This is a genomic window from Caballeronia sp. LjRoot31, assembly GCF_964253885.1.
Classification (GTDB): Bacteria; Pseudomonadota; Gammaproteobacteria; order Burkholderiales; family Burkholderiaceae; genus Caballeronia.
On record NZ_CAXURX020000003.1, the window covers coordinates 845,484 to 864,346 of the forward strand.

Here is an 18,863-nt window from a genome sequence, read left to right on the forward strand (position 1 = left end):
CTTGGGCCAGAGTCTTGGGCCTAAAGCTATGCCTTAGGTCTAAGGCCTGAACCTCGGGCTTAAGCCTTAGCAAGTACGAACTACCAACGTTGAAACATCGAACCGCCGCGCAATCAAGCATAAGAACCCCGCGGCGGTTCATACGAGTCCGGGCAGCATGGAACATGCAACACATCGCACCAAGCCGCACCGCACTCCGCTCTACCTGACAGGCCATTCATGACTGATTCGATGCTTCGCTTCGCTCGCCGTGGCCTCTGCGCAATCCTGATTGCCTGCATGCCGTTGGTCGCCTTTGCGGCCCTGAGCGCCAACGATCTCGCGCCGCTCGCGGCTGACGACTTCGACGCCAAATCCGCCGCCATCGACAAGCTGATCGCCAACGCCGACGCCCCTTCAATCGCTGTGCTCAACGCACTCTCCGATGGTTCTCTGGTCGCCACCGACGCCGGCAAGGTCTTAATCCAGACCGACGACGGCAACAAGGACCCGCTCACCAACAAGATCGTCGACGCACCCGATGCGCAACCGGTCACCTTGAACAATCTGCTGCGCTCGAAAGTATCCGGCGCGGTGTCGGGTTTGCAACTGGCATCGCCCGATATCGCTACACGACGCGCGGCCATCGATGAATTGCTCAAGAACGCCGATCCGTCGATCAAACCTTTAGTCGATAAAGCCCGCACCAAGGAAACCGATCCGACACTTAAAAAGCGCCTCGATACGCTTTGGGCCACTACCGCCTTACACGATACCGATCCGAACAAACGCCTCGAAGCCGTGCAACTGGTCGCCGCGCGTCACGACCTCGATATGAACGAACTCTTGCGTCCGATCGTCGTCAAGAACGCGGACGGCACCTTCGCCGAACCCGATGCCCGCGTGCGCGCAGCAGCCCAGGCGGGCATTGAAGAGCTGAACTCGATTCAACGACGCGGCGAGATTGTCGGCACGATCTTCGCGGGTCTGTCGCTAGGCAGCGTGCTCTTGCTCGCAGCGCTCGGTCTTGCGATCACCTACGGCCTGATCGGCGTGATCAACATGGCGCATGGCGAATTCCTCATGATTGGCGCGTACGCCACGTACGTCGTGCAAAACCTCGTGCAGCACTACGCACCGGGCGCGTTCAACTGGTATCCGCTGTTCGCGGTGCCCGTGTCGTTTGCCGCCGCCGCTTTAGTCGGCATTGTGCTGGAACGGCTGGTGATAAAACATCTCTACGGCCGGCCACTCGAAACGCTGCTGACCACCTTCGGCATCAGCCTGATTCTGATCCAGGCCACTCGCACCATCTTTGGCGCGCAGAACGTGCAGGTGACGAACCCCTCGTGGATGAGCGGCGGCGTGTCCATCATGCAGAATCTCATATTGCCTTACAACCGCCTGACCATTCTCGGCTTCTCGCTGGTTGTCGTGCTGCTCGCCTGGGTCGTGCTCACCAAGACGCGCCTCGGCCTGTTCGTACGCGCCGTGACGCAGAACCGCCGCATGGCCGCATGCGTGGGCGTAAAAACCGCGCGCGTGGATTCGTATGCGTTTGCCTTCGGCGCGGGCATCGCGGGACTGGGCGGCTGCGCGCTCTCGCAGATCGGCAATATCGGGCCGGATCTGGGGCAGAGCTACATCATCGATTCGTTCATGACAGTCGTGCTGGGCGGTGTCGGGCAACTGGCGGGAACGGTGATCGGCGGCTTTGGACTGGGGCTTGTCAGCAAGACGATCGAGCCGTTCTGGGGCGCGGTGCTCGCGAAGATCGCGGTGCTGGTGCTGATCGTGTTGTTCATCCAGAAGCGTCCTCAGGGCATGTTCGCCCTGAAGGGCCGCAGCGCCGAGGTTTGAGATGACTACACCCAACGTCTCAGCCAACCTCGATGTTGCGCCGCAACCCGACGAGCAAGCCAGGCGCGAAGGCTTTGCATTGGGCCTGCCGCCGCGTGCGGCGCTTTTACCCCGCAGCGGCTGGATTGCGCTGATCGCGTTCGTGATCGCGATGGGCATCTGCGTGCCTATCGCCGCGCTCGTGCTGCCGGAGTCGAGCACGTTCCACCTCTCCGCGTATTCGATGACGCTCGTCGGCAAGCTCATGTGCTACGCGATCGGCGCGCTGGCGCTCGATCTCGTGTGGGGGTATTGCGGCATCCTGAGCCTTGGGCACGCGCTGTTCTTCGCGCTCGGTGGCTACGCGATGGGCATGTACCTGATGCGCTCGATTGGCCGCGAGGGCAACTACCAGAGCGACCTGCCCGACTTCATGGTGTTCCTCGACTGGCACAAGCTGCCGTGGTACTGGCAGGGCACGCAACACCTCTGGTACGCGCTGTTGCTGGTGATCCTCGTGCCGGGGATTCTCGCGTGGATATTCGGCTTCTTCACGTTCCGCTCGCGTGTCAAAGGCGTGTACCTGTCGATCATCACGCAGGCGATGACGTTCGCCGCGATGCTCCTCTTCTATCGCAACGAAACCGGTTTCGGTGGCAATAACGGTTTTACCGATTTCAAGCGTATCGCGGGCTTTCCGATTACGTCGGCCAGTACGCGCACGGTGTTGTTCCTCATGACATTGGGCGTGCTGATTCTGGCGTTTATCGCGGCACGGGCGATTGTGACGTCCAAGCTTGGGCGCGTGGTGACGGGCGTGCGCGATGGCGAAGCACGGCTGATGTTCTTAGGTTACAGCCCGCTCGCTTACAAGCTATTTATCTGGACCGTGTCGGCCATTTTATGCGGCATTGCGGGCGCGTTGTACGTGCCGCAGGTGGGCATCATCAACCCGAACGAGATGTCGCCGGGCAACTCTATTGAAATGGCAATCTGGGTAGCCGTGGGCGGACGCGGGACCTTGATCGGGCCGATCATCGGGGCGTTCGCGGTGAATGGCGCGAAGAGCTTCTTTACGGCGAACTTCCCTGAATACTGGCTGTTCTTCCTGGGCCTGATCTTTACGCTCGTGCCCTTGTTGTTGCCGAACGGCATCATGGGGCTCATTGATATGGCATTGCGCCGGAAGAAAGCGGGAGGACATTCACATTGACCGCCTACAACGCATTGATTGTCGATCTGCCACCGCTGCCGGAGATGGACGAAAAGAGCGAACGCAACCAGAACGGCATCACGGGTCTGGGTCACGTGCTCGAACCGGGTGAGATCGATGTCTCGCACGGCACGATCCTGTATCTGGAAGACGTGACCGTGAGCTTCGATGGTTTCCGGGCGCTCAACAAGCTGACGCTGTCCATTGATGTGGGTGAATTGCGCTGCGTGATCGGACCGAACGGCGCGGGCAAGACCACGATGATGGACGTGATCACCGGCAAGACGCGGCCCGATTCGGGCAAGGTGTTTCTGGGCCAGACGCTTGATCTCACGCGCATGTCGGAGCCGGTGATTGCGCGCACGGGTATCGGCCGCAAGTTCCAGAAGCCGACCGTGTTCGAGAACCATCCGGTGTGGGAGAACCTCGAACTCGCGATGAAAACCGACAAGGGGTGGTTAGCCTCGCTCAGGTCGAAGCTCGACCGCGAGGCACAGGCAAGGATTGAAGAGACGCTGGAATTGATTCACCTTGAAGCCGATGCCACGCGTTTCGCAGGTGAACTGTCGCACGGTCAAAAGCAGCGGCTGGAGATTGGCATGTTGCTGATGCAGCAGCCGGCGCTTCTGCTACTCGATGAACCCGCTGCCGGCATGACGGACCATGAGACCATGCAGCTCGCGGAATTGCTGAACAAACTGCGCGGCACCTGTTCGATGATGGTGGTCGAGCACGACATGGAGTTCGTCGCGGCGCTCTCGGGAGACACGGGGCGGGTGACGGTGATGGCCGAAGGCAGCGTGCTCGCGCACGGCACGCTTGACGAAGTGAAGCGCAACGAGAAAGTGATCGAGTCGTACCTCGGTCGATAGAGGAAATACCCATGCTCGAAGTTGATTCCCTCAACCAGTTCTACGGCGGCAGTCACATCCTGCGCGATGTGAAGATGACCGTGCCTGATGGAAAACTCACGGTGCTGCTGGGTCGTAACGGCGTGGGCAAGACGACGTTATTGCGCTGCCTGATGGGCGTGGTGCCCACCAAAAGCGGCACGATCTCCTGGCGCGGCGCGAAGATCTCGTCGATGCCCACTTACAAGCGCGTCTCGAGCGGCCTGGCTTACGTGCCGCAAGGACGCGACATCTTCGGGCGGCTGACAGTTGAGGAAAACCTGCTGGTGGGCGCGGCGAGCCGCAAAGCGCCATCGAAAGTCCCGGACCGGATCTACGAGCTGTTCCCGGTGCTCAAGGAAATGAAAAGTCGACGCGGTGGCGATCTGTCGGGCGGCCAGCAACAGCAGTTGGCCATCGGCCGGGCGCTGATGAGTGAGCCGCAGTTGCTCATTCTCGATGAACCGACAGAAGGCATTCAACCGTCGATCATTCAGGATATCGGGCGCACGTTGCGTCAACTCGTCGATGAAATGGGCATGACGGTGCTGCTGGTCGAACAGTACTACGACTTCGCGCGCGAGCTTGCCGACCGGTATTGGGTCATGAGCCGCGGCGAGATCGTAGCGGGTGGCGCAGGTGCGGATATGGAAGCGCAGGGCGTGCGGGAGTTGATCGCGGTTTAGGTATGATCGATGGCTGATACATGTTGCCCGTGAATTCATAGACATCGCGACAGGCACGGCGTAAAAGCACACAAGGGGAGAAGCCGGTGAGAACCCGGCACGGTCGCGCCACTGTATTTGGTTCGTAAGCTTTTAGATTGCCGAACCAAGAGTCAGACCTCTCCTCCCGATCGTTTTCCAATTCAAGCGGGACGCGTCTTCCCGAGGGCTGCCCAGATGATTTCTCAACTCGTACAGATTTTTAATGACTCAGGCGCCAAAGTGCGGGGCAAGCTTTTCGGCATCTACGGGATATTGATTGCGATCAATGTCGTCGCCTGGGTTTGGGCACTGGTGGCGTTCCGTCATCATCCGGTACTGCTGGGAACCGCATTGCTGGCCTACGGATTCGGGCTGCGTCATGCGGTGGATGCCGACCACATTGCTGCTATCGACAATGTCACGCGCAAGCTCATGCAGGAGAAGAAACGCCCCGTTGCGGTCGGCTTCTTCTTTTCCCTTGGGCACTCGAGCGTGGTCGTACTCGCCTCTGTCGGCGTGGCGGTTGCAACGTCGGCCATGCAAGGCCGATTCGACCACTATAAGGAAATTGGCGGAGTGGTCGGCACGTTGGTGTCGGCGCTGTTCCTGTTCGCGATTGCCCTGATGAACCTGATTATCCTGAGGTCGATCTATAAAGCGTGGCGCAACATCCGGAGCGGTGGTGCTTATGTCGATGACGATTTCGATCTGCTTCTGGCCGATCGCGGATTTCTGGCTCGCATCTTTCGCCCGCTGTTTCGCATGATCACGCGAAGCTGGCAAATGTATCCGCTAGGTTTCCTGTTCGGTCTGGGATTCGATACGGCGACTGAAATTGGTTTGCTCGGCATAGCGGCAACCCAGGCGTCGCAAGGGCTCTCTCCCTGGGCGATCATGGTGTTCCCGGTGCTGTTCAGTGCGGGCATGTCCCTGATAGACACGCTGGACGGTCACCTGATGCTCGGTGCTTACGGATGGGCTTACCTGAAGCCGATCCGGAAAATCTATTACAACATGACCATCACGCTGGTGTCCGTCATCGTGGCCGTCGTGATTGGCGGTATAGAGGCGCTTGGGCTGCTCGCCGATCAATTGAAACTGCAAGGCCCGGTGTGGGATGCCATAGGGACCTTGAACGATAATTTCGGTACGCTCGGCTTTGTGATTATTGGCATTTTCGCCTTTAGCTGGATCGTGTCGGTCCTGATCTATCGTGCAAAACGTTTTGACGAGCTGGAAGTTAGCCGCTAAGGCATGAGCGAGGCCGCACGGGTTCGGGCGGCTCCACTCCTTACTTTCCCAATCGGACACAAACAGCTAACGCACCGGACCGCGTTGATCCAGGGCACTCGTCAGTGCCTGAATCTGCTCGCTGCTAAGTGAGGACGCATCGATCGCGTCGGCTCGTGAAAAGATCATCTGCCCATAAGCATCGGCGAGCACCCGCGCTTCCCGGCAGAGTGCGCAAGGATGCGCGAGTTGCGCCGACATGAATGAAACTAATAGGAAGATGAAAACATGTCGCTTGTTGAATAACACGCCGGCATTCAGACTGTGGGCCACTCGGTTAAGGACGCGTTATGGCTCGCACTCATCTACATGGTTTTCCGCGCATCGGCGCACATCGCGAACTCAAGTTCGCGCAAGAGGCGTTCTGGCGCGGGGAGTGCGACGATGCTTATTTGCATGGCGTCGCCGCGGCATTGCGTGCGCGCCATTGGGAGTTGCAACGCTCGGCGAAGCTGGATTTCGTAGCGGTCGGCGACTTCGCCTATTACGATCAGATGCTGAACCTGACCGCGCTGTTGGGCGCGTTGCCTGAGCGGTTCGAATTCGAACCGTCGACCCTCTCGCTCGCGCAATATTACGAGCTGGCGCGGGGCAACAAGGCACAACCCGCGATGGAGATGACCAAGTGGTTCGACACGAATTACCACTATCTCGTGCCGGAGTTGGGGCCAGGTACGACATTCAATGGTGGCGTCGACTGGTTCTTCGACGAGATCGATGAAGCGCTCGCACTGGATCATTCTGTCAAGCCGGTTCTCATCGGCCCGATTACGTACCTGTGGCTGTCCAAGAGCCCCATTCCCGGCTTTGACCGGCTTTCACTTCTGCCGAAACTCCTGATTCGCTATATGCGCATTCTCGACCGGTTGAAGCAACGCGGGATTGAATGGCTTCAACTGGACGAACCGGCACTGTGCCTTGATCTGGATGACGAATGGCTCGAGGCCTTTTACGCGGCTTACGATGTGCTTGGCGCGTCAGGCAACAAGGTAATGCTGGGTACTTATTTCGACACCGCCGCTCACCATGCACCGCTCATCGCGACACTGCCTGTGCAGGGTGTTCATATCGACCTGATCAGGGCGCCCGAGCAACTGGACACGTGGCGCGCGGTGCTGCCGGCGGACAAAGTGCTGTCGGTGGGTGTGATCGACGGCCGGAATATCTGGCGGGCAGACCTCAACAAAATCGTCGACGCGCTCCGGAGTCTGAGCGAAGAACGTTCGGATAACTTATGGATTGCTCCGTCCTGTTCTCTGCTGCACGTGCCGGTCACGCTTGCTTCGGAGAAAAGGCTCGATAACCGGTTAACGTCATGGCTTGCGTTCGCGACTGAAAAGCTTGATGAGGTTGCCGCCATCGCGCTCGCATTAAGCGATTCGGCGGAAGCCGGGTCTGTACTTGCCGCGTCGAACGCAGCGCTCGATACACGACGCAATTCGGACACGATCATCAATACCCTCGTGCAGCGAAGGACCACTGCCATCACCCAAGCAATGGCGAGCCGCAAAAGTCCTTTCGCCGTGCGCCAGCGAGTGCAGCGGCATACGCTCAGGTTGCCGCTTCTGCCGACCACGACCATTGGTTCGTTCCCCCAGACGCTAGCCATCCGGCAAGCTCGCGCGGCGTACCGGCGCGGGGAACTGGGCGCACTCGATTACCTGGAACGCATGCGCGCGGAGATCGCAACAGCCGTGCGCAAGCAGGAGGAACTCGGACTCGACGTCCTCGTGCATGGCGAAGCCGAACGCAACGACATGGTTGAATTTTTCGCGGAGAAGCTGTGGGGATATGCGCTGACGGAGAACGGCTGGGTTCAGAACTACGGTTCGCGCTGCGTCAAGCCGCCCATCATTTACGGCGACATCTATCATCCTGAGCCCATGACGGTGGACAACACGTGCCATGCGCAATCCCTGACCAACCGCGTGATGAAGGGCATTCTTACGGGACCGGTGACCCTGCTCCAATGGTCTTTTGTCCGTGACGATCAACCCCGCGAAACAACGGCGCTGCAGCTTGCGTTGGCCATTCGCGACGAGGTAACAGACCTTGAAAAGGCCGGCATTCGCATTATCCAGATCGATGAACCGGCGTTCCGCGAAGGCTTGCCCTTGCGCCGGGCCGAGTGGCCCGGTTATCTTGACTGGGCGACTCGGGCTTTCAAGATCTCCGCTAGCGGCGTCTCCGATGCGACGCAGATTCACACCCATATGTGCTATTCGGAGTTCAATGACATTCTCCCCTCCATCGCGGCGCTGGATGCGGACGTAATTACGATCGAGACATCGCGCTCTTCAATGGAGTTGCTGGACGGCTTCGGTGCGTTTGCCTACCCGAACGGAATCGGTCCCGGCGTCTACGACTCGCACTCGGCGCGAGTGCCGAACGTGGAGACAATGCAGCGCTTGCTTGAGCGTGCATGCGAGGTCATTCCTGCGGAGCATCTATGGGTCAATCCTGACTGCGGTTTGAAAACGCGCACCTGGCCGGAGACAGAAGCGGCACTGACAAACATGATCCTGGCGGCCCGCGCCGTGCGGGAGACGCTTGCCGCAAGAAATAAGGAAATAGCGGAAGTCTGAGCGTTCGTCAGCGCGCGAGTGCGGCTTTGGGCCACCATGCCATTGCCGCCGGCGACTTTTAACCGGCTTGCCGTGGCTCCTGGACATTGTTTCGTGGGCACCGCGGCCCCTGAGGGGCTGCCTGCGACGCTTGTCACCATGACCCGGCGTTACTCTCAATCCTGTACGGCGAAACGTGCAGAAGGCGTGCAGAAGGCCCGTTTGGCGAACGCACGCGGCCCACACTGAAGTCCACCCGAGCTTACCCGTAAAGAACCGTAAAGAATCGTCTCGAAACGAGGTTCTGCCATGCCGTGGCCTGTCCGTGCTACTGTATTTGGCTTGGCTTAGTTGACTTTGTACTTTACTCACCCCACCCACTTTCGGGACGTTCTGGACGCTTTATGAAAAAAGTATCACTGCTGCTCGCTCTTGCTTTTATCGCTTCGTCATCGGCTTATGCTGCTACGGGCGCGACTGAAACGCTTCCTTCCGGCGTCATCGTGACGCAGATCAAGGAAGGCACCGGGGCGCAGCCTACCGCCGCCGACACGGTGACCGTCAACTATCGCGGCACGCTCGCGAATGGCACCGAATTCGACTCCTCGTACAAGCGCGGGCAGCCGGCATCGTTCCCGCTCGGCCAGGTAGTCCCTTGCTGGACACAAGGCCTTCAGAAGATGAAGGTGGGTGGCAAGGCCAAGCTCGTGTGCCCGCCGGCAACTGCGTACGGCGATCGTAGCGTAGGCCCGATTCCGCCGAACAGCACGCTGACGTTTGAAGTCGAGTTGCTGAAAATCGGCAACTAAAGCCTATACAACGCGCATTCGCTCGCACGCAATCATGCGAATCGCGCGTCCTGTGCCATTGCGATATCGATATCCTTTGCTATCGCAATAGCACTGTTGTCTAACGCCATCGTGTAACGCCATCAAATGGATTCGTGAGTGTTGCGGACGTTTAATTTCATTCCAGTGGAAAACCCTCCTTCCCTATGAGTTTGCCGTTGAGACAGCCCGATCTTTAATCAGGGGATTGACGGGTGCGAAATAAAACTATCGACGCGAACAGGGCACACGAATCTGTCACTTGCACTAGCTAGCCTATGCGCCGACGTGCAGACCATTGACAGCCAAAGGTCGGAACATGGCTCTACAGCGGCGGAATCCAATGCCACGTGTTGCCGGTACGGTAGAACCCGTAGCTACACCGGGGGTTGGCAAATGATTCCCGTCAGTTGCAGTTTTAATAAGCGTCCGGTAGTATTAATTCACGGGGCGTTATCATTTTTACTAAACCGATTACCTGCCGGGACTGCCAGAATAAGCAATTTTCTGTCGTTTTCCGTGCGGCAGATCGGATATGCAAAGGCGTCTTGAAAAAGACTCCCTGCATAACTCGTTGTCGAGGGGCCTGAATCACCAAGCACGCCCCCGCGACCGGTGTTAATAAAAAGAGGGCTGTATTCTAGTCACTTCCACCACCATGGCGACGCTGTGATCCGACACACTCTGGGCGGCTTGCTACTGGTGATCTCATGCCTCGGCCGTGCGGTCGCGGCAGGCCCGGATTGCTCACGTCCCTTCACGCTTGCACTGCATGACCACGGCCTGCTTTATTCCGCCGATACCGACACAGGTATTGACAAGGATTTCGCCGACGAACTGATCCGCCGCAGCGGCTGCAAGATTAATGTCAGCCTCATGTCGCGCGCACGCATCTGGCAATTGATCGAATCCGGCGCGCTCGATTTCAGCTTGTCCGGCATTGCCAACGACGAGCGTAACCGCTTCGCTTCGTTCGCCTGGTACTTCAGCAACAAATACTATTTGCTGGTGCGCAAGGACGCGGGCATGCATCAGCTAGCCGATTTCGAGCGTAGCGACCAGTTTCAACTGGGCGTGATTCGCAGCTTCCGGTACAGCGACTCCGCCAACAAGCTGGTCGACACGCTCGCGGCTGAAAATCGCGTCAGTCAGGCCGGCGGCCTGGCGCCGCTGTACGAGGCGCTGATCCATCAGCGTATCCAGGGCATGATCATGGAGCCCTTCGACTACCCCGCGCTGGATGAAAAGAATATCCGCGATGTCACCACTATCATCGAGTTCAACGATCCCGCCATCCCTCATGGCGTGATCATGTCGAAGAAGGCGCTGCCGCCCGCCGAGCAGGACAAGTGGCGCGCGCTGGTGAACGAGATGCGCGCGGACGGAACCGTGCTGCGTATTTTCGAGAAGTACTTCAAACCCGATCTGGCCAGATCCATGGTCGATTTCCAGGCCCCCCCGTGACCTGGGCGCGCCTGGTATTGCTGCCCTTGCTGATCTTGTCCGCCGCGCTTGGCGTCACGTGGATAGTCTGGGATCACGAACGGCAAGCTTCCCGCAACGAATTGCTCTCCCAGTTCAATTTTTCACTGGGCGACGTGGTCAGCCGCGTCGAACAGCGCATGTCGACTTACGAGCAGATGCTGCGCGGCGTGCAGGGCTTGTTCGCCGCCACCGGCCAGATGGACCGTGACCACTTGCGCGACTACGTCAGCGCACTCAATCTCGACGCCAATTTTTCCGGCATCCAGACTATCGGGGTCATCGAATGGGTACCGGCAGCGCGCAGGAACGTCCATATTGCCGCGATGCATCAGATGGGTTTTGCCGGCTACACGATCCAGCCGCAGGGCTTGCGTGAGAACTACGCGCCGATCATCCAGCGCGAACCGCCCGCTACCAGCAGCCTCGCTCCACTCGGACTGGATTCGTGGGCCGACCCTGTTCGGCGGCAGGCCATGGAGAAGGCGCGCGATTCCGGCATGGTGGCGGTCTCCGGGAAAGTCCGCCTGGGCGTGGACATCGGCCCGGATGCAAAACCCGCTTTCATCATGTACTTGCCTATCTATAACCGGGGCCAGCCGCACGACAGCGTTGTCGAGCGCCGGGCGCATCTTGCCGGCTGGGTGTACGCGTCGTTTCGCATGCACGATGTCATCGCCAGCCTTTACGGCGACCCGCTGCCCGGACTCGCGTTCGCCATCTACGACGGCGTGGAGCCGTCCGCCGTGGCCTTGCTGTATCGCTCCCGTGTCATGGGCGAGCAGCATCGGCCCCCGCTCATTTCGGCCAATGAGTACCTGGTTGTCGCAGGGCACAACTGGACGCTCTCGATGAGCACCCTGGACGACTTCAAGGGCCGCTTCGGCCGTAACGCCGAAGCACTGATTGCCGTCACCGGTACCGGTCTGAGCCTGCTGCTGGCACTGCTCGCCTGGTTGATGGTCACTGGCCGCGGCCGCGCGATGCGGCTGGCTTCCAAGATGACCCGCGAGTTGCGCGAGAGCGAGGAGAAGTTCCGCGCGATCGCGGACTGCACGGTGAACTGGGAAGTCTGGTGGGGACCGGATGGCAAACCACGCTGGATCAATCCATCGGTCGAGGAATACACCGGATATACCGTCGCCGAATGCATGGCCATGACCGACTTCGCCGGCACGCTGATCCATCCCGACGACCGCGCCCGCGTTGCCCCCGAGTTCCTGAAGGGGCTTCAGGGCTTCCGTGGCGACGACCTCGAATTCCGCTGCGTTCGCAAGGACGGAACGCTGGTCTGGTTATCCGTTTCCTGGGTTCCGATCACCGACGCCAAAGGCGTTTTCACGGGTTTTCGAACCAGCGGTCGCGACATTACCGACCGCAAGCAAGTCGAGGCCGAACTGCGGATTGCGGCGGTCGCGTTCGATTCACTCGAAGCCATGATGGTCACCGATGCCAGCAACACCATCCTGCGCGTCAACTCCGCGTTCACGGAGTGCACCGGCTACACCGCTGAAGAAGCCGTGGGCCAGACGCCGCGATTGCTGCGCTCGCACCATCACGACGACGCTTTTTTCAGCGAGATGTGGGAAACGATCCACCGCATGGGCGGCTGGCAGGGCGAGATCTGGGGGCGTCGCAAGAATGGCGAGGTCTATCCGAAATGGCTGACGATCTCGGCGGTGACAGGCGAAGGCGGCGTCGTCAGCCACTATGTGGGCACGCATCACGACATCACCGAACGCAAGATCGCGGAAGAGCGCATCAAGGAGCTTGCCTTCTTCGATGCCCTGACGCGTCTGCCCAATCGCACGCTGCTGCTGGATCGTCTGACGCAGGCCATTACGGTCAGCGCGCGAAGTGGTGCGTGTGGTGCGCTGCTGTTCATCGACCTGGATCACTTCAAGACGCTGAACGACACCCTGGGCCACGACAAGGGTGATCTGCTGCTGCAGCAGGTGGCGCAGCGACTGGCTGCGAGCGTACGTGACGGCGATACCGTGGCGCGGGTAGGCGGCGACGAGTTCGTGGTGGTGCTCGGAAGCCTGGACGAAACCTGGCAAGAGGCGGCCGGCCAGACCGAAGCCGTGGGCGAGATAATCCTTGGCGTGCTTGGCAAGTCGTATCAGCTCGATGACATCGATTACCGCAGCACTGCCAGCATTGGCGCCACTGTGTTCCGGGGCTATCAGACATCCATCGACGAACTCCTGAAGCAGGCCGACCTCGCCATGTACAAGTCGAAGGAACTGGGGCGCAACGCGCTGTGTTTCTTCGACCCGGCCATGCAGACCGTGGTAGTGGAACGGGCTGCGCTCGAGGCCGGCTTGCGACAGGCAATAGAGGGCAATCAGTTCCTGCTGTATTACCAGGCACAGGTGCTCGACGGTGACCGGGTCATGGGCGCTGAAGCGCTCGTGCGCTGGCAACATCCCCAGCGCGGTCTCGTGCCGCCCGCGGAGTTCATCCACCTCGCTGAAGAGACCGGGATGATCCTGGCGTTGGGAAACTGGGTGCTCGAAACCGCGTGTACTCAACTGGCGTCATGGGCAATGCGGCCGGACATGTCCTACCTGACGATCGCAGTCAATGTCAGCGCGCAGCAGTTCCGCGAGCCCGATTTCGTGCACAAGGTGTTGAGCGTGATCCGTCGAACGGGCGCCAACCCGAACCGGCTCAAGCTGGAACTGACCGAAAGCGTGCTGGTGGACAACGTGCAGGACATCATTCAAAAGATGCATGCACTCAAGGCCCGGGGTGTGGTCTTTTCACTGGACGATTTCGGTATCGGCTATTCGTCGCTTTCGTATTTGAAGCGCCTGCCTCTGGATCAGTTGAAAATCGATCAGTCATTCGTGCGCGACGTGCTCGTCGATCCAAACGACGCAGCGATTGCCAGGACGATTGTCGCGCTGGCGCAGAGCCTGGGATTAGGGGTCATTGCCGAGGGCGTGGAGACTGAAGAACAACGCGATTTCCTGGCCGGTGTCGGTTGCCATGCGTACCAGGGTTTCTATTTTTGCAGGCCGTTGCCTATTGAAGGGTTCGAAGAGTTTGCCGGCAGAGCGCAAATCAAGCCGAAAGCGGCCCGTGCATAGCAGCTTGGCCGGCGGACCGCATTACTTCGCAGCGGCTCGGATTCGCAGGTCGGTCAGGATCTGTTCCGCCAAAAAATCACAGGGCGGCCGGTTCGATCCCGCGCTGCGCGCGAGCACGATTTCCAGGTCCGGCAGGGCAGGCAGTCCCTCCGCGCTGCCGAGCTGGACGAACCGTTCCGGAACGCTGCATCGGGACAGCGGAGCAATCGCGAGCCCCGCTTCGACCATGCTGAAAAGACCCAGCAGGCTCGGACTTTCATAAGATGTGCGATAGCTGATCTTCGCCCGTTCGAGCGCCTGGATCGCCTTGGACCGCGCGACGCTACCCGGTGCAAAGACGGCAATGGGCAACGGACGTTCCTTCCAGACTTCGTTGCCGACGGCACAACCGGCCCAGACCATGGGTTCAAGCCGGATAAATTCGCAGCTCAACCCCTTCATTCGCGCCATGCAGGCGAGATCGATCTTGCCTTCCTTGATGAGCGGCGCCAGTGCGTTACTCGGCATGCCGATGACCTGGATCTCGACCTTGGGGTAGCTGGCCGAAAATTTTCTCAGCACGGAGGGCAGGAGAGACGATGCATAGTCGTCCGGCACCCCGATTGACACCCGCCCCCTGACGTCCGGGCGAACAATCGACGCCCAGGCTTCGTCGCGAAGGGCAAGCAAACGCCGCGCGTAGGCGAGCAGCACATGGCCGTCCTGTGTCAGCGTGATGTTGCGCGGCTTGCGCGAAAACAAGGGTTTGCCTAAAGACGCCTCCAGCGACTTGATCTGCATGCTCACGGCGGATTGCGAACGATGCACGAGCGCGGCGCCACGCAGGAAGCTGCCGGTGTCGGCAACGGCAACAAACATGGAGAGCGCATCCAGGTCGAAGGTTTTCATGGGTATTGGCGGTATCAGAAAATCTGAACGAAGTCTTCAATATAACTCGCTTTCCTGAATCCGATGAGCCTCACATACTAGGCGTCTCTCAACGCGTAAACGCCGGAAAAGAAACGATGTCGATGACTTACGATGACTTCAGGAAGCTCGGAATAAAAATCGATATGACTCGCGGAAAGCCGTCTCCGGAACAGCTCGACCTGTCCTCGGACGCACTGGCCAACGCTCTGAAAGCGGGTGAATTCACGTCGCGGGACGGTATTGATTGCCGCAATTATGGCCATGCGCTGGGTCTGCCCGAGGCACGTGAATTCGGCGCCGATCTGCTTGGGGTTGCCGTGGAGCAGGTGGTGGCTGCGGGTAATTCCAGCCTCGAGTTGATGCATGACGCCATGGCATTCGCTATTCTGCATGGCATGGCCGGCGGCAAGCCGTGGCGCAACGCGGGTGACGTCGCGTTCCTTTGTCCCGTGCCGGGATACGACCGCCATTTCGCGATCTGCGCGGCGCTTGGCGTGCGCATGATCCCGGTACCGCTGACCGGCAATGGTCCCGACATGGATTTTGTCGAAGCACAGGTCGCCGCCGATCCAGCCATCAAGGGCATGTGGTGCGTGCCGCTCTATAGCAATCCGACCGGCGAAATCTACTCGGTCGATACAATTCACCGTCTCGCCTCGATGCAAACCGCCGCCTCCGACTTTCGCCTGTTCTGGGACGACGCGTACCGGTTCCATCACCTGACTGAGCACAAGCACACCACGTTGAACATGATCGAGGCTTGCGCGGCGGCGGGGCATCCGGACCGGGCGCTGGTGTTCGCGTCGCTGTCCAAGATTACTGTTGCCGGGGCGGGGTTAGCGTTCGTTGCATCGTCGCGGCGAAATATCGACTGGTGGCAGCGTTGCTCGGCTATCAGGACCATTGGACCGGATAAGCTCAATCAACTCCGGCACGTACGGTTTTTGCGGGACCGGCTGACATTGGAGGGTTTGATGGAGCGGCATCGGGCGCTGTTACGACCCAAGTTCGACGCCATGACAACGGCCTTCAGCGAAATCCTTGCCGATCTGCCGGGCGTGTCCTGGACCGTCCCGCACGGGGGCTATTTCATCAGTCTCTATAGCCCCGATGGCCTGGCTAAACGCACGGTCGCGCTGGCCGCTGGCGCCGGTATTGCGATGACGCCAGCAGGCGCTGCGTTCCCTCATGGCCTTGATCCACGCGATCGGCATCTGCGCGTTGCGCCGACCTTTCCAGCACTCGATGAAGTGAAGCGGGCCGCGCAAGGTATCGCGTTGTCCTTGCGTCGCGCATTCGAAGAGCGGGGATAATTTTTGAGTTTCTGCAGGCGTGGTTTTTAACCTTGCTTTGTGCAGTCGTTCCTTTAGAGGATGTGCGTGTACGGTTTGCGTCCGGGTTTGCTTCCGTAATTCGGACGCAAATGCAGGTCAGGGAGGCGTGAAACCGGTAGCGGAATTCACCAAAAATCGGCGAGTCCGCTTCTGCAAACCGGCGTAGTCCGTCGGGTGTTCGGCATGAGGAACGCCAGTCCGACGAGGATGACCGAGGCCGCCGATGCCAACCCGTACACCGGCTGAAACGAACCGAATACGGTCTTGCATAAGCCACCCAGCACGTTTCCCAACGCCCCGCCCACACCAAACGCCGCTTCGCAGATTCCGCATACCATCGCGGCGAGAGCCGGTTCGCTTGTCTTGCCGACATACGCGTGCAGCAGGCCGAAAATCGGGAAGAACGAAAAGCCCAGGGCGACCGCCGCGACCATCAGCGCATAACTGCCCGGACGCGACGCGGCGATCAGCGACGCGCACAAAAGCAGGACCCCGGCGCTGACGAGTGCGGTGCGCATGCCGTCGCGTTGCGTGTGCCCATTTCGATCAGGACTGCCACGCATATCGCCGATCATACCGAGCACCAGTCCACTTACCACGCCGACGAGCCCCACAAGCGCCCACGCGTGCGCTGTTACATCGAGACCCAGATGCAGGTCATCGTGCGAATAAGCTGAGAAATAGGTGATGAACGGCACACCGGCAAACCCGCATAACAATGCAATGGCGTACACCAGCAGGAATTGTCTGGCGAGCATGCGCCGCAGCCCGAGGCGTTCGGTCGGATGCTTGACCTGGCGCGGTGGCGTGACGCTTGGCTGTGCGGCCGACGCACGGCCAAGCCGTGCAAACACGAGGACGATCACGCCGCTCAATATGGCGGTCAGCACTGCGCTCACGAGCCAGACAGAGCGCCAGCCCCACGACGCCAGCAACGCGGGCACCATCAGCCCGTTCAGCAAGACGCCGTAGTTCGTGCCGCTGCCAATGACACCGATTGCTTTTGCCTGATGCCGTTCGTCGATCAATGGTGCGACCAGCGCCATCATCGGGACCCAGGTCGCGGCGGCGCAGGCATTGAGCGTGACGACAACTGCGCCCATCATCCATGTGTTGTCGACGAACGCGAGGCCAGCGAGGTCGATGGCCGAGAGCACGGTCGCCGTGAGCATGACCCTGGCCGCCCCAAAACGAGCGGCAGCGAGCCCCGATAACAGCGCCATCGCGACATTGGCAAGTTGCCGCGCAGCCGTGATGTACCCGGCCTGTGCATAGTCGAAACCGATGTCCTGTTTCATCTGCGGCAGGACGACAGGAAACAGGTAAACGCCGAACCCGTAGGTCGCGGCGATCACGGTGGTCAGCAGCAGCGTGACAGCCAGTTGATTTGCTAAGCGAGGCGAAACATCCATGGCAGGCTACCGGAAGAAGTCGTTAGATTTATTCTCGGCGGTCTTGCTTTATGATGGAAATGATTTAATTTACTATCATTGATTAAGCTTCGTCATCATTGATTGCGACCATGAACCTCGATCTTGCCCTCCTGCGCGCGTTTGTTGCTGTCACCGAAGTTGGCGGTTTTACCAAGGCGGCGCGACGGCTGAACCTCACGCAGTCCGCGATCAGTCACCAGATACGGCGGCTTGAAGAAGAAGTGGGGCGGCCGCTTTTATATCGCACCACGCGCAGTCTGACCTTGACTGAAGATGGCGAGGATTTCTTGCGTTACGCGATGCAAATCCTGAATGCAATGGACGCGGTTACTCAGCGTTTTCAATCTTCGCCGGCTTCTGGTGTTGTCCGGTTTGGAGCGCCGGATATTTTCATGGGAGAACGGTTACCTGTTCTGCTGACGCAATTCTCGCGCGCATTTCCGAATGTTCGGCTGGACGTGAGCGTGGGCATGAGCCTTGATTCGCAGGCGATGGTTGCCGCGCACGAACTGGATCTTGCCGTGGTGCTGTGCGTGGGTTCGGAGGCAGATCGGGATGCTGACGGTATCGTGTTGCGGCGAACGCGGTTCGTCTGGGCGGCGGCCGAGTCGTTCGAAGCGCGAGAGGCTGCGTCGCTGCCGCTCGCGTTGTTTCCGGCGCCGTGTGTGAATCGGCGAGTGGCGCTCGAAGCGCTCGATGGCTTGCCGGTGGATTGGCATGTCGCTTTTACATCGTCGAGTCAGTCGGGTATCCGTGCCGCCGTGATGGCGGGGCTTGCGATCACGCCGCTGACACGCGATGACCTGGAGCCGGGCATTGTGGTGGTCGATGGGCAGTATGGTTTGCCACTCCTGCCGGAAGCGGAATTCAGGCTGTTGTGGGGCAAGGGTGAGCCGACGCTGGCCGCGCAGGAGTTTGGACGTCTTGTGCTTGATGCACCGGTTGAGCGTCCGTTGCGAGAAGTTTCGCTCGTGCCGGTGGACGGGTTTGGGGGCGTGGGGAGGGCGGTGCTGGGGTGTTAGTGGTCGGAGTTGATGCCGGGTTGGTGCTTTTGGCCGTGGTGGTCTGCGAGAGTCGGATTTTCTCTTTATCACTGTTAGCCACTGTGCGTGGCGGCACGTCATTTCTTTGTCCAAAGCGACAAAGAAACGAAGCAAAGAAAACGCTTTTAAAACACGCTACCCTAAGTGTCCACAGCGTGCAGTTTTCATTCATAGGTGCCCCAAAAGCACGGTGCTCGCCAGAGCGGAGGATGTGTGAACCCCTCCTTCTCCGAACACCGATACCCACACGCTTCGCCA

Annotated in this window: 14 protein-coding genes; 11 read left to right on the forward strand and 3 right to left on the reverse strand. The window is 59.6% G+C overall.

Annotated features, from left to right (window positions below; translation table 11 throughout):
- Window positions 1–219: 219 nt before the first annotated feature.
- The 5 genes from urtB (at window position 220) to ACSQ8V_RS32575 (ending at window position 5,879) form a co-directional block, all read left to right on the forward strand.
- On the forward strand, window positions 220–1,839 hold the full coding sequence (urtB, locus tag ACSQ8V_RS32555; protein WP_436185805.1) for an urea ABC transporter permease subunit UrtB: 1,620 nt from the start codon (window positions 220–222) through the stop codon (window positions 1,837–1,839).
- Between the two features lies 1 nt (window position 1,840).
- A complete protein-coding gene (urtC, locus tag ACSQ8V_RS32560; RefSeq protein ID WP_436206070.1) occupies window positions 1,841–3,031 on the forward strand; it encodes an urea ABC transporter permease subunit UrtC in 1,191 nt (396 codons plus the stop codon).
- A gap of 44 nt (window positions 3,032–3,075) precedes the next feature.
- Window positions 3,076–3,903 (forward strand): urea ABC transporter ATP-binding protein UrtD, encoded by an 828-nt coding sequence (gene urtD, locus ACSQ8V_RS32565; protein ID WP_436206660.1) that lies wholly within the window; start codon window positions 3,076–3,078, stop codon window positions 3,901–3,903.
- Window positions 3,904–3,914: 11 nt separating this feature from the next.
- Window positions 3,915–4,607, forward strand: a complete 693-nt coding sequence (urtE, locus tag ACSQ8V_RS32570) for an urea ABC transporter ATP-binding subunit UrtE (protein WP_436208558.1) — start codon at window positions 3,915–3,917, stop codon at window positions 4,605–4,607.
- Window positions 4,608–4,823: 216 nt separating this feature from the next.
- On the forward strand, window positions 4,824–5,879 hold the full coding sequence (locus tag ACSQ8V_RS32575; protein ID WP_436185806.1) for a HoxN/HupN/NixA family nickel/cobalt transporter: 1,056 nt from the start codon (window positions 4,824–4,826) through the stop codon (window positions 5,877–5,879).
- A 66-nt stretch (window positions 5,880–5,945) separates the two neighbouring features.
- Here the strand turns inward: ACSQ8V_RS32575 and ACSQ8V_RS32580 are convergent, their stop codons facing one another.
- Window positions 5,946–6,119 carry a DUF3717 domain-containing protein gene (locus tag ACSQ8V_RS32580; protein ID WP_436208559.1) on the reverse strand — a complete coding sequence of 58 codons (174 nt, stop codon included), beginning with the start codon at window positions 6,117–6,119 and terminating at the stop codon, window positions 5,946–5,948.
- An 89-nt stretch (window positions 6,120–6,208) separates the two neighbouring features.
- Here ACSQ8V_RS32580 and metE point away from each other — a divergent pair, with 89 nt between their 5' ends.
- From metE to ACSQ8V_RS32600, 4 genes are all read left to right on the forward strand, one after another.
- Complete coding sequence (gene metE, locus ACSQ8V_RS32585; RefSeq protein WP_436208560.1) at window positions 6,209–8,503, forward strand: 5-methyltetrahydropteroyltriglutamate--homocysteine S-methyltransferase; 2,295 nt, start codon at window positions 6,209–6,211, stop codon at window positions 8,501–8,503.
- 383 nt (window positions 8,504–8,886) lie between these two features.
- The gene (locus ACSQ8V_RS32590) at window positions 8,887–9,291 is read left to right on the forward strand and encodes an FKBP-type peptidyl-prolyl cis-trans isomerase (protein WP_213766181.1); all 405 of its coding nucleotides are present in this window, start codon (window positions 8,887–8,889) and stop codon (window positions 9,289–9,291) included.
- Window positions 9,292–9,978: 687 nt separating this feature from the next.
- Window positions 9,979–10,773: a substrate-binding periplasmic protein gene (locus ACSQ8V_RS32595; protein ID WP_213766182.1), complete on the forward strand. Its 795-nt coding sequence runs from the start codon at window positions 9,979–9,981 to the stop codon at window positions 10,771–10,773.
- Window positions 10,770–13,886 carry a bifunctional diguanylate cyclase/phosphodiesterase gene (locus ACSQ8V_RS32600; protein WP_436208561.1) on the forward strand — a complete coding sequence of 1,039 codons (3,117 nt, stop codon included), beginning with the start codon at window positions 10,770–10,772 and terminating at the stop codon, window positions 13,884–13,886. Before ACSQ8V_RS32595 ends, ACSQ8V_RS32600 begins: the two co-directional genes overlap by 4 nt.
- Window positions 13,887–13,907: 21 nt before the next feature.
- Here the strand turns inward: ACSQ8V_RS32600 and ACSQ8V_RS32605 are convergent, their stop codons facing one another.
- Window positions 13,908–14,774: a LysR substrate-binding domain-containing protein gene (locus tag ACSQ8V_RS32605; protein WP_436185810.1), complete on the reverse strand. Its 867-nt coding sequence runs from the start codon at window positions 14,772–14,774 to the stop codon at window positions 13,908–13,910.
- Between the two features lie 116 nt (window positions 14,775–14,890).
- Between ACSQ8V_RS32605 and ACSQ8V_RS32610 the strand changes: the two genes are divergently transcribed.
- Window positions 14,891–16,108, forward strand: a complete 1,218-nt coding sequence (locus tag ACSQ8V_RS32610) for an aminotransferase class I/II-fold pyridoxal phosphate-dependent enzyme (RefSeq protein ID WP_436208562.1) — start codon at window positions 14,891–14,893, stop codon at window positions 16,106–16,108.
- A 146-nt stretch (window positions 16,109–16,254) separates the two neighbouring features.
- Here the strand turns inward: ACSQ8V_RS32610 and ACSQ8V_RS32615 are convergent, their stop codons facing one another.
- A complete protein-coding gene (locus ACSQ8V_RS32615) occupies window positions 16,255–17,541 on the reverse strand; it encodes an MFS transporter (RefSeq protein ID WP_436208563.1) in 1,287 nt (428 codons plus the stop codon).
- A 110-nt stretch (window positions 17,542–17,651) separates the two neighbouring features.
- Here ACSQ8V_RS32615 and ACSQ8V_RS32620 point away from each other — a divergent pair, with 110 nt between their 5' ends.
- Window positions 17,652–18,584, forward strand: a complete 933-nt coding sequence (locus tag ACSQ8V_RS32620) for a LysR family transcriptional regulator (protein WP_436208564.1) — start codon at window positions 17,652–17,654, stop codon at window positions 18,582–18,584.
- Window positions 18,585–18,863 lie beyond the last annotated feature (279 nt).

Coding starts and splice junctions, on each gene's coding strand:
- urtB (WP_436185805.1), top strand. CDS start 220: ATGACTGATTCGATGCTTCGCTTCGCTCGCCGTGGCCTCTGCGCAATC.
- urtC (WP_436206070.1), top strand. CDS start 1,841: ATGACTACACCCAACGTCTCAGCCAACCTCGATGTTGCGCCGCAACCC.
- urtD (WP_436206660.1), top strand. CDS start 3,076: ATGGACGAAAAGAGCGAACGCAACCAGAACGGCATCACGGGTCTGGGT.
- urtE (WP_436208558.1), top strand. CDS start 3,915: ATGCTCGAAGTTGATTCCCTCAACCAGTTCTACGGCGGCAGTCACATC.
- ACSQ8V_RS32575 (WP_436185806.1), top strand. CDS start 4,824: ATGATTTCTCAACTCGTACAGATTTTTAATGACTCAGGCGCCAAAGTG.
- ACSQ8V_RS32580 (WP_436208559.1), bottom strand. CDS start 6,119: ATGTCGGCGCAACTCGCGCATCCTTGCGCACTCTGCCGGGAAGCGCGG.
- metE (WP_436208560.1), top strand. CDS start 6,209: ATGGCTCGCACTCATCTACATGGTTTTCCGCGCATCGGCGCACATCGC.
- ACSQ8V_RS32590 (WP_213766181.1), top strand. CDS start 8,887: ATGAAAAAAGTATCACTGCTGCTCGCTCTTGCTTTTATCGCTTCGTCA.
- ACSQ8V_RS32605 (WP_436185810.1), bottom strand. CDS start 14,774: ATGAAAACCTTCGACCTGGATGCGCTCTCCATGTTTGTTGCCGTTGCC.
- ACSQ8V_RS32610 (WP_436208562.1), top strand. CDS start 14,891: ATGTCGATGACTTACGATGACTTCAGGAAGCTCGGAATAAAAATCGAT.
- ACSQ8V_RS32615 (WP_436208563.1), bottom strand. CDS start 17,541: ATGGATGTTTCGCCTCGCTTAGCAAATCAACTGGCTGTCACGCTGCTG.
- ACSQ8V_RS32620 (WP_436208564.1), top strand. CDS start 17,652: ATGAACCTCGATCTTGCCCTCCTGCGCGCGTTTGTTGCTGTCACCGAA.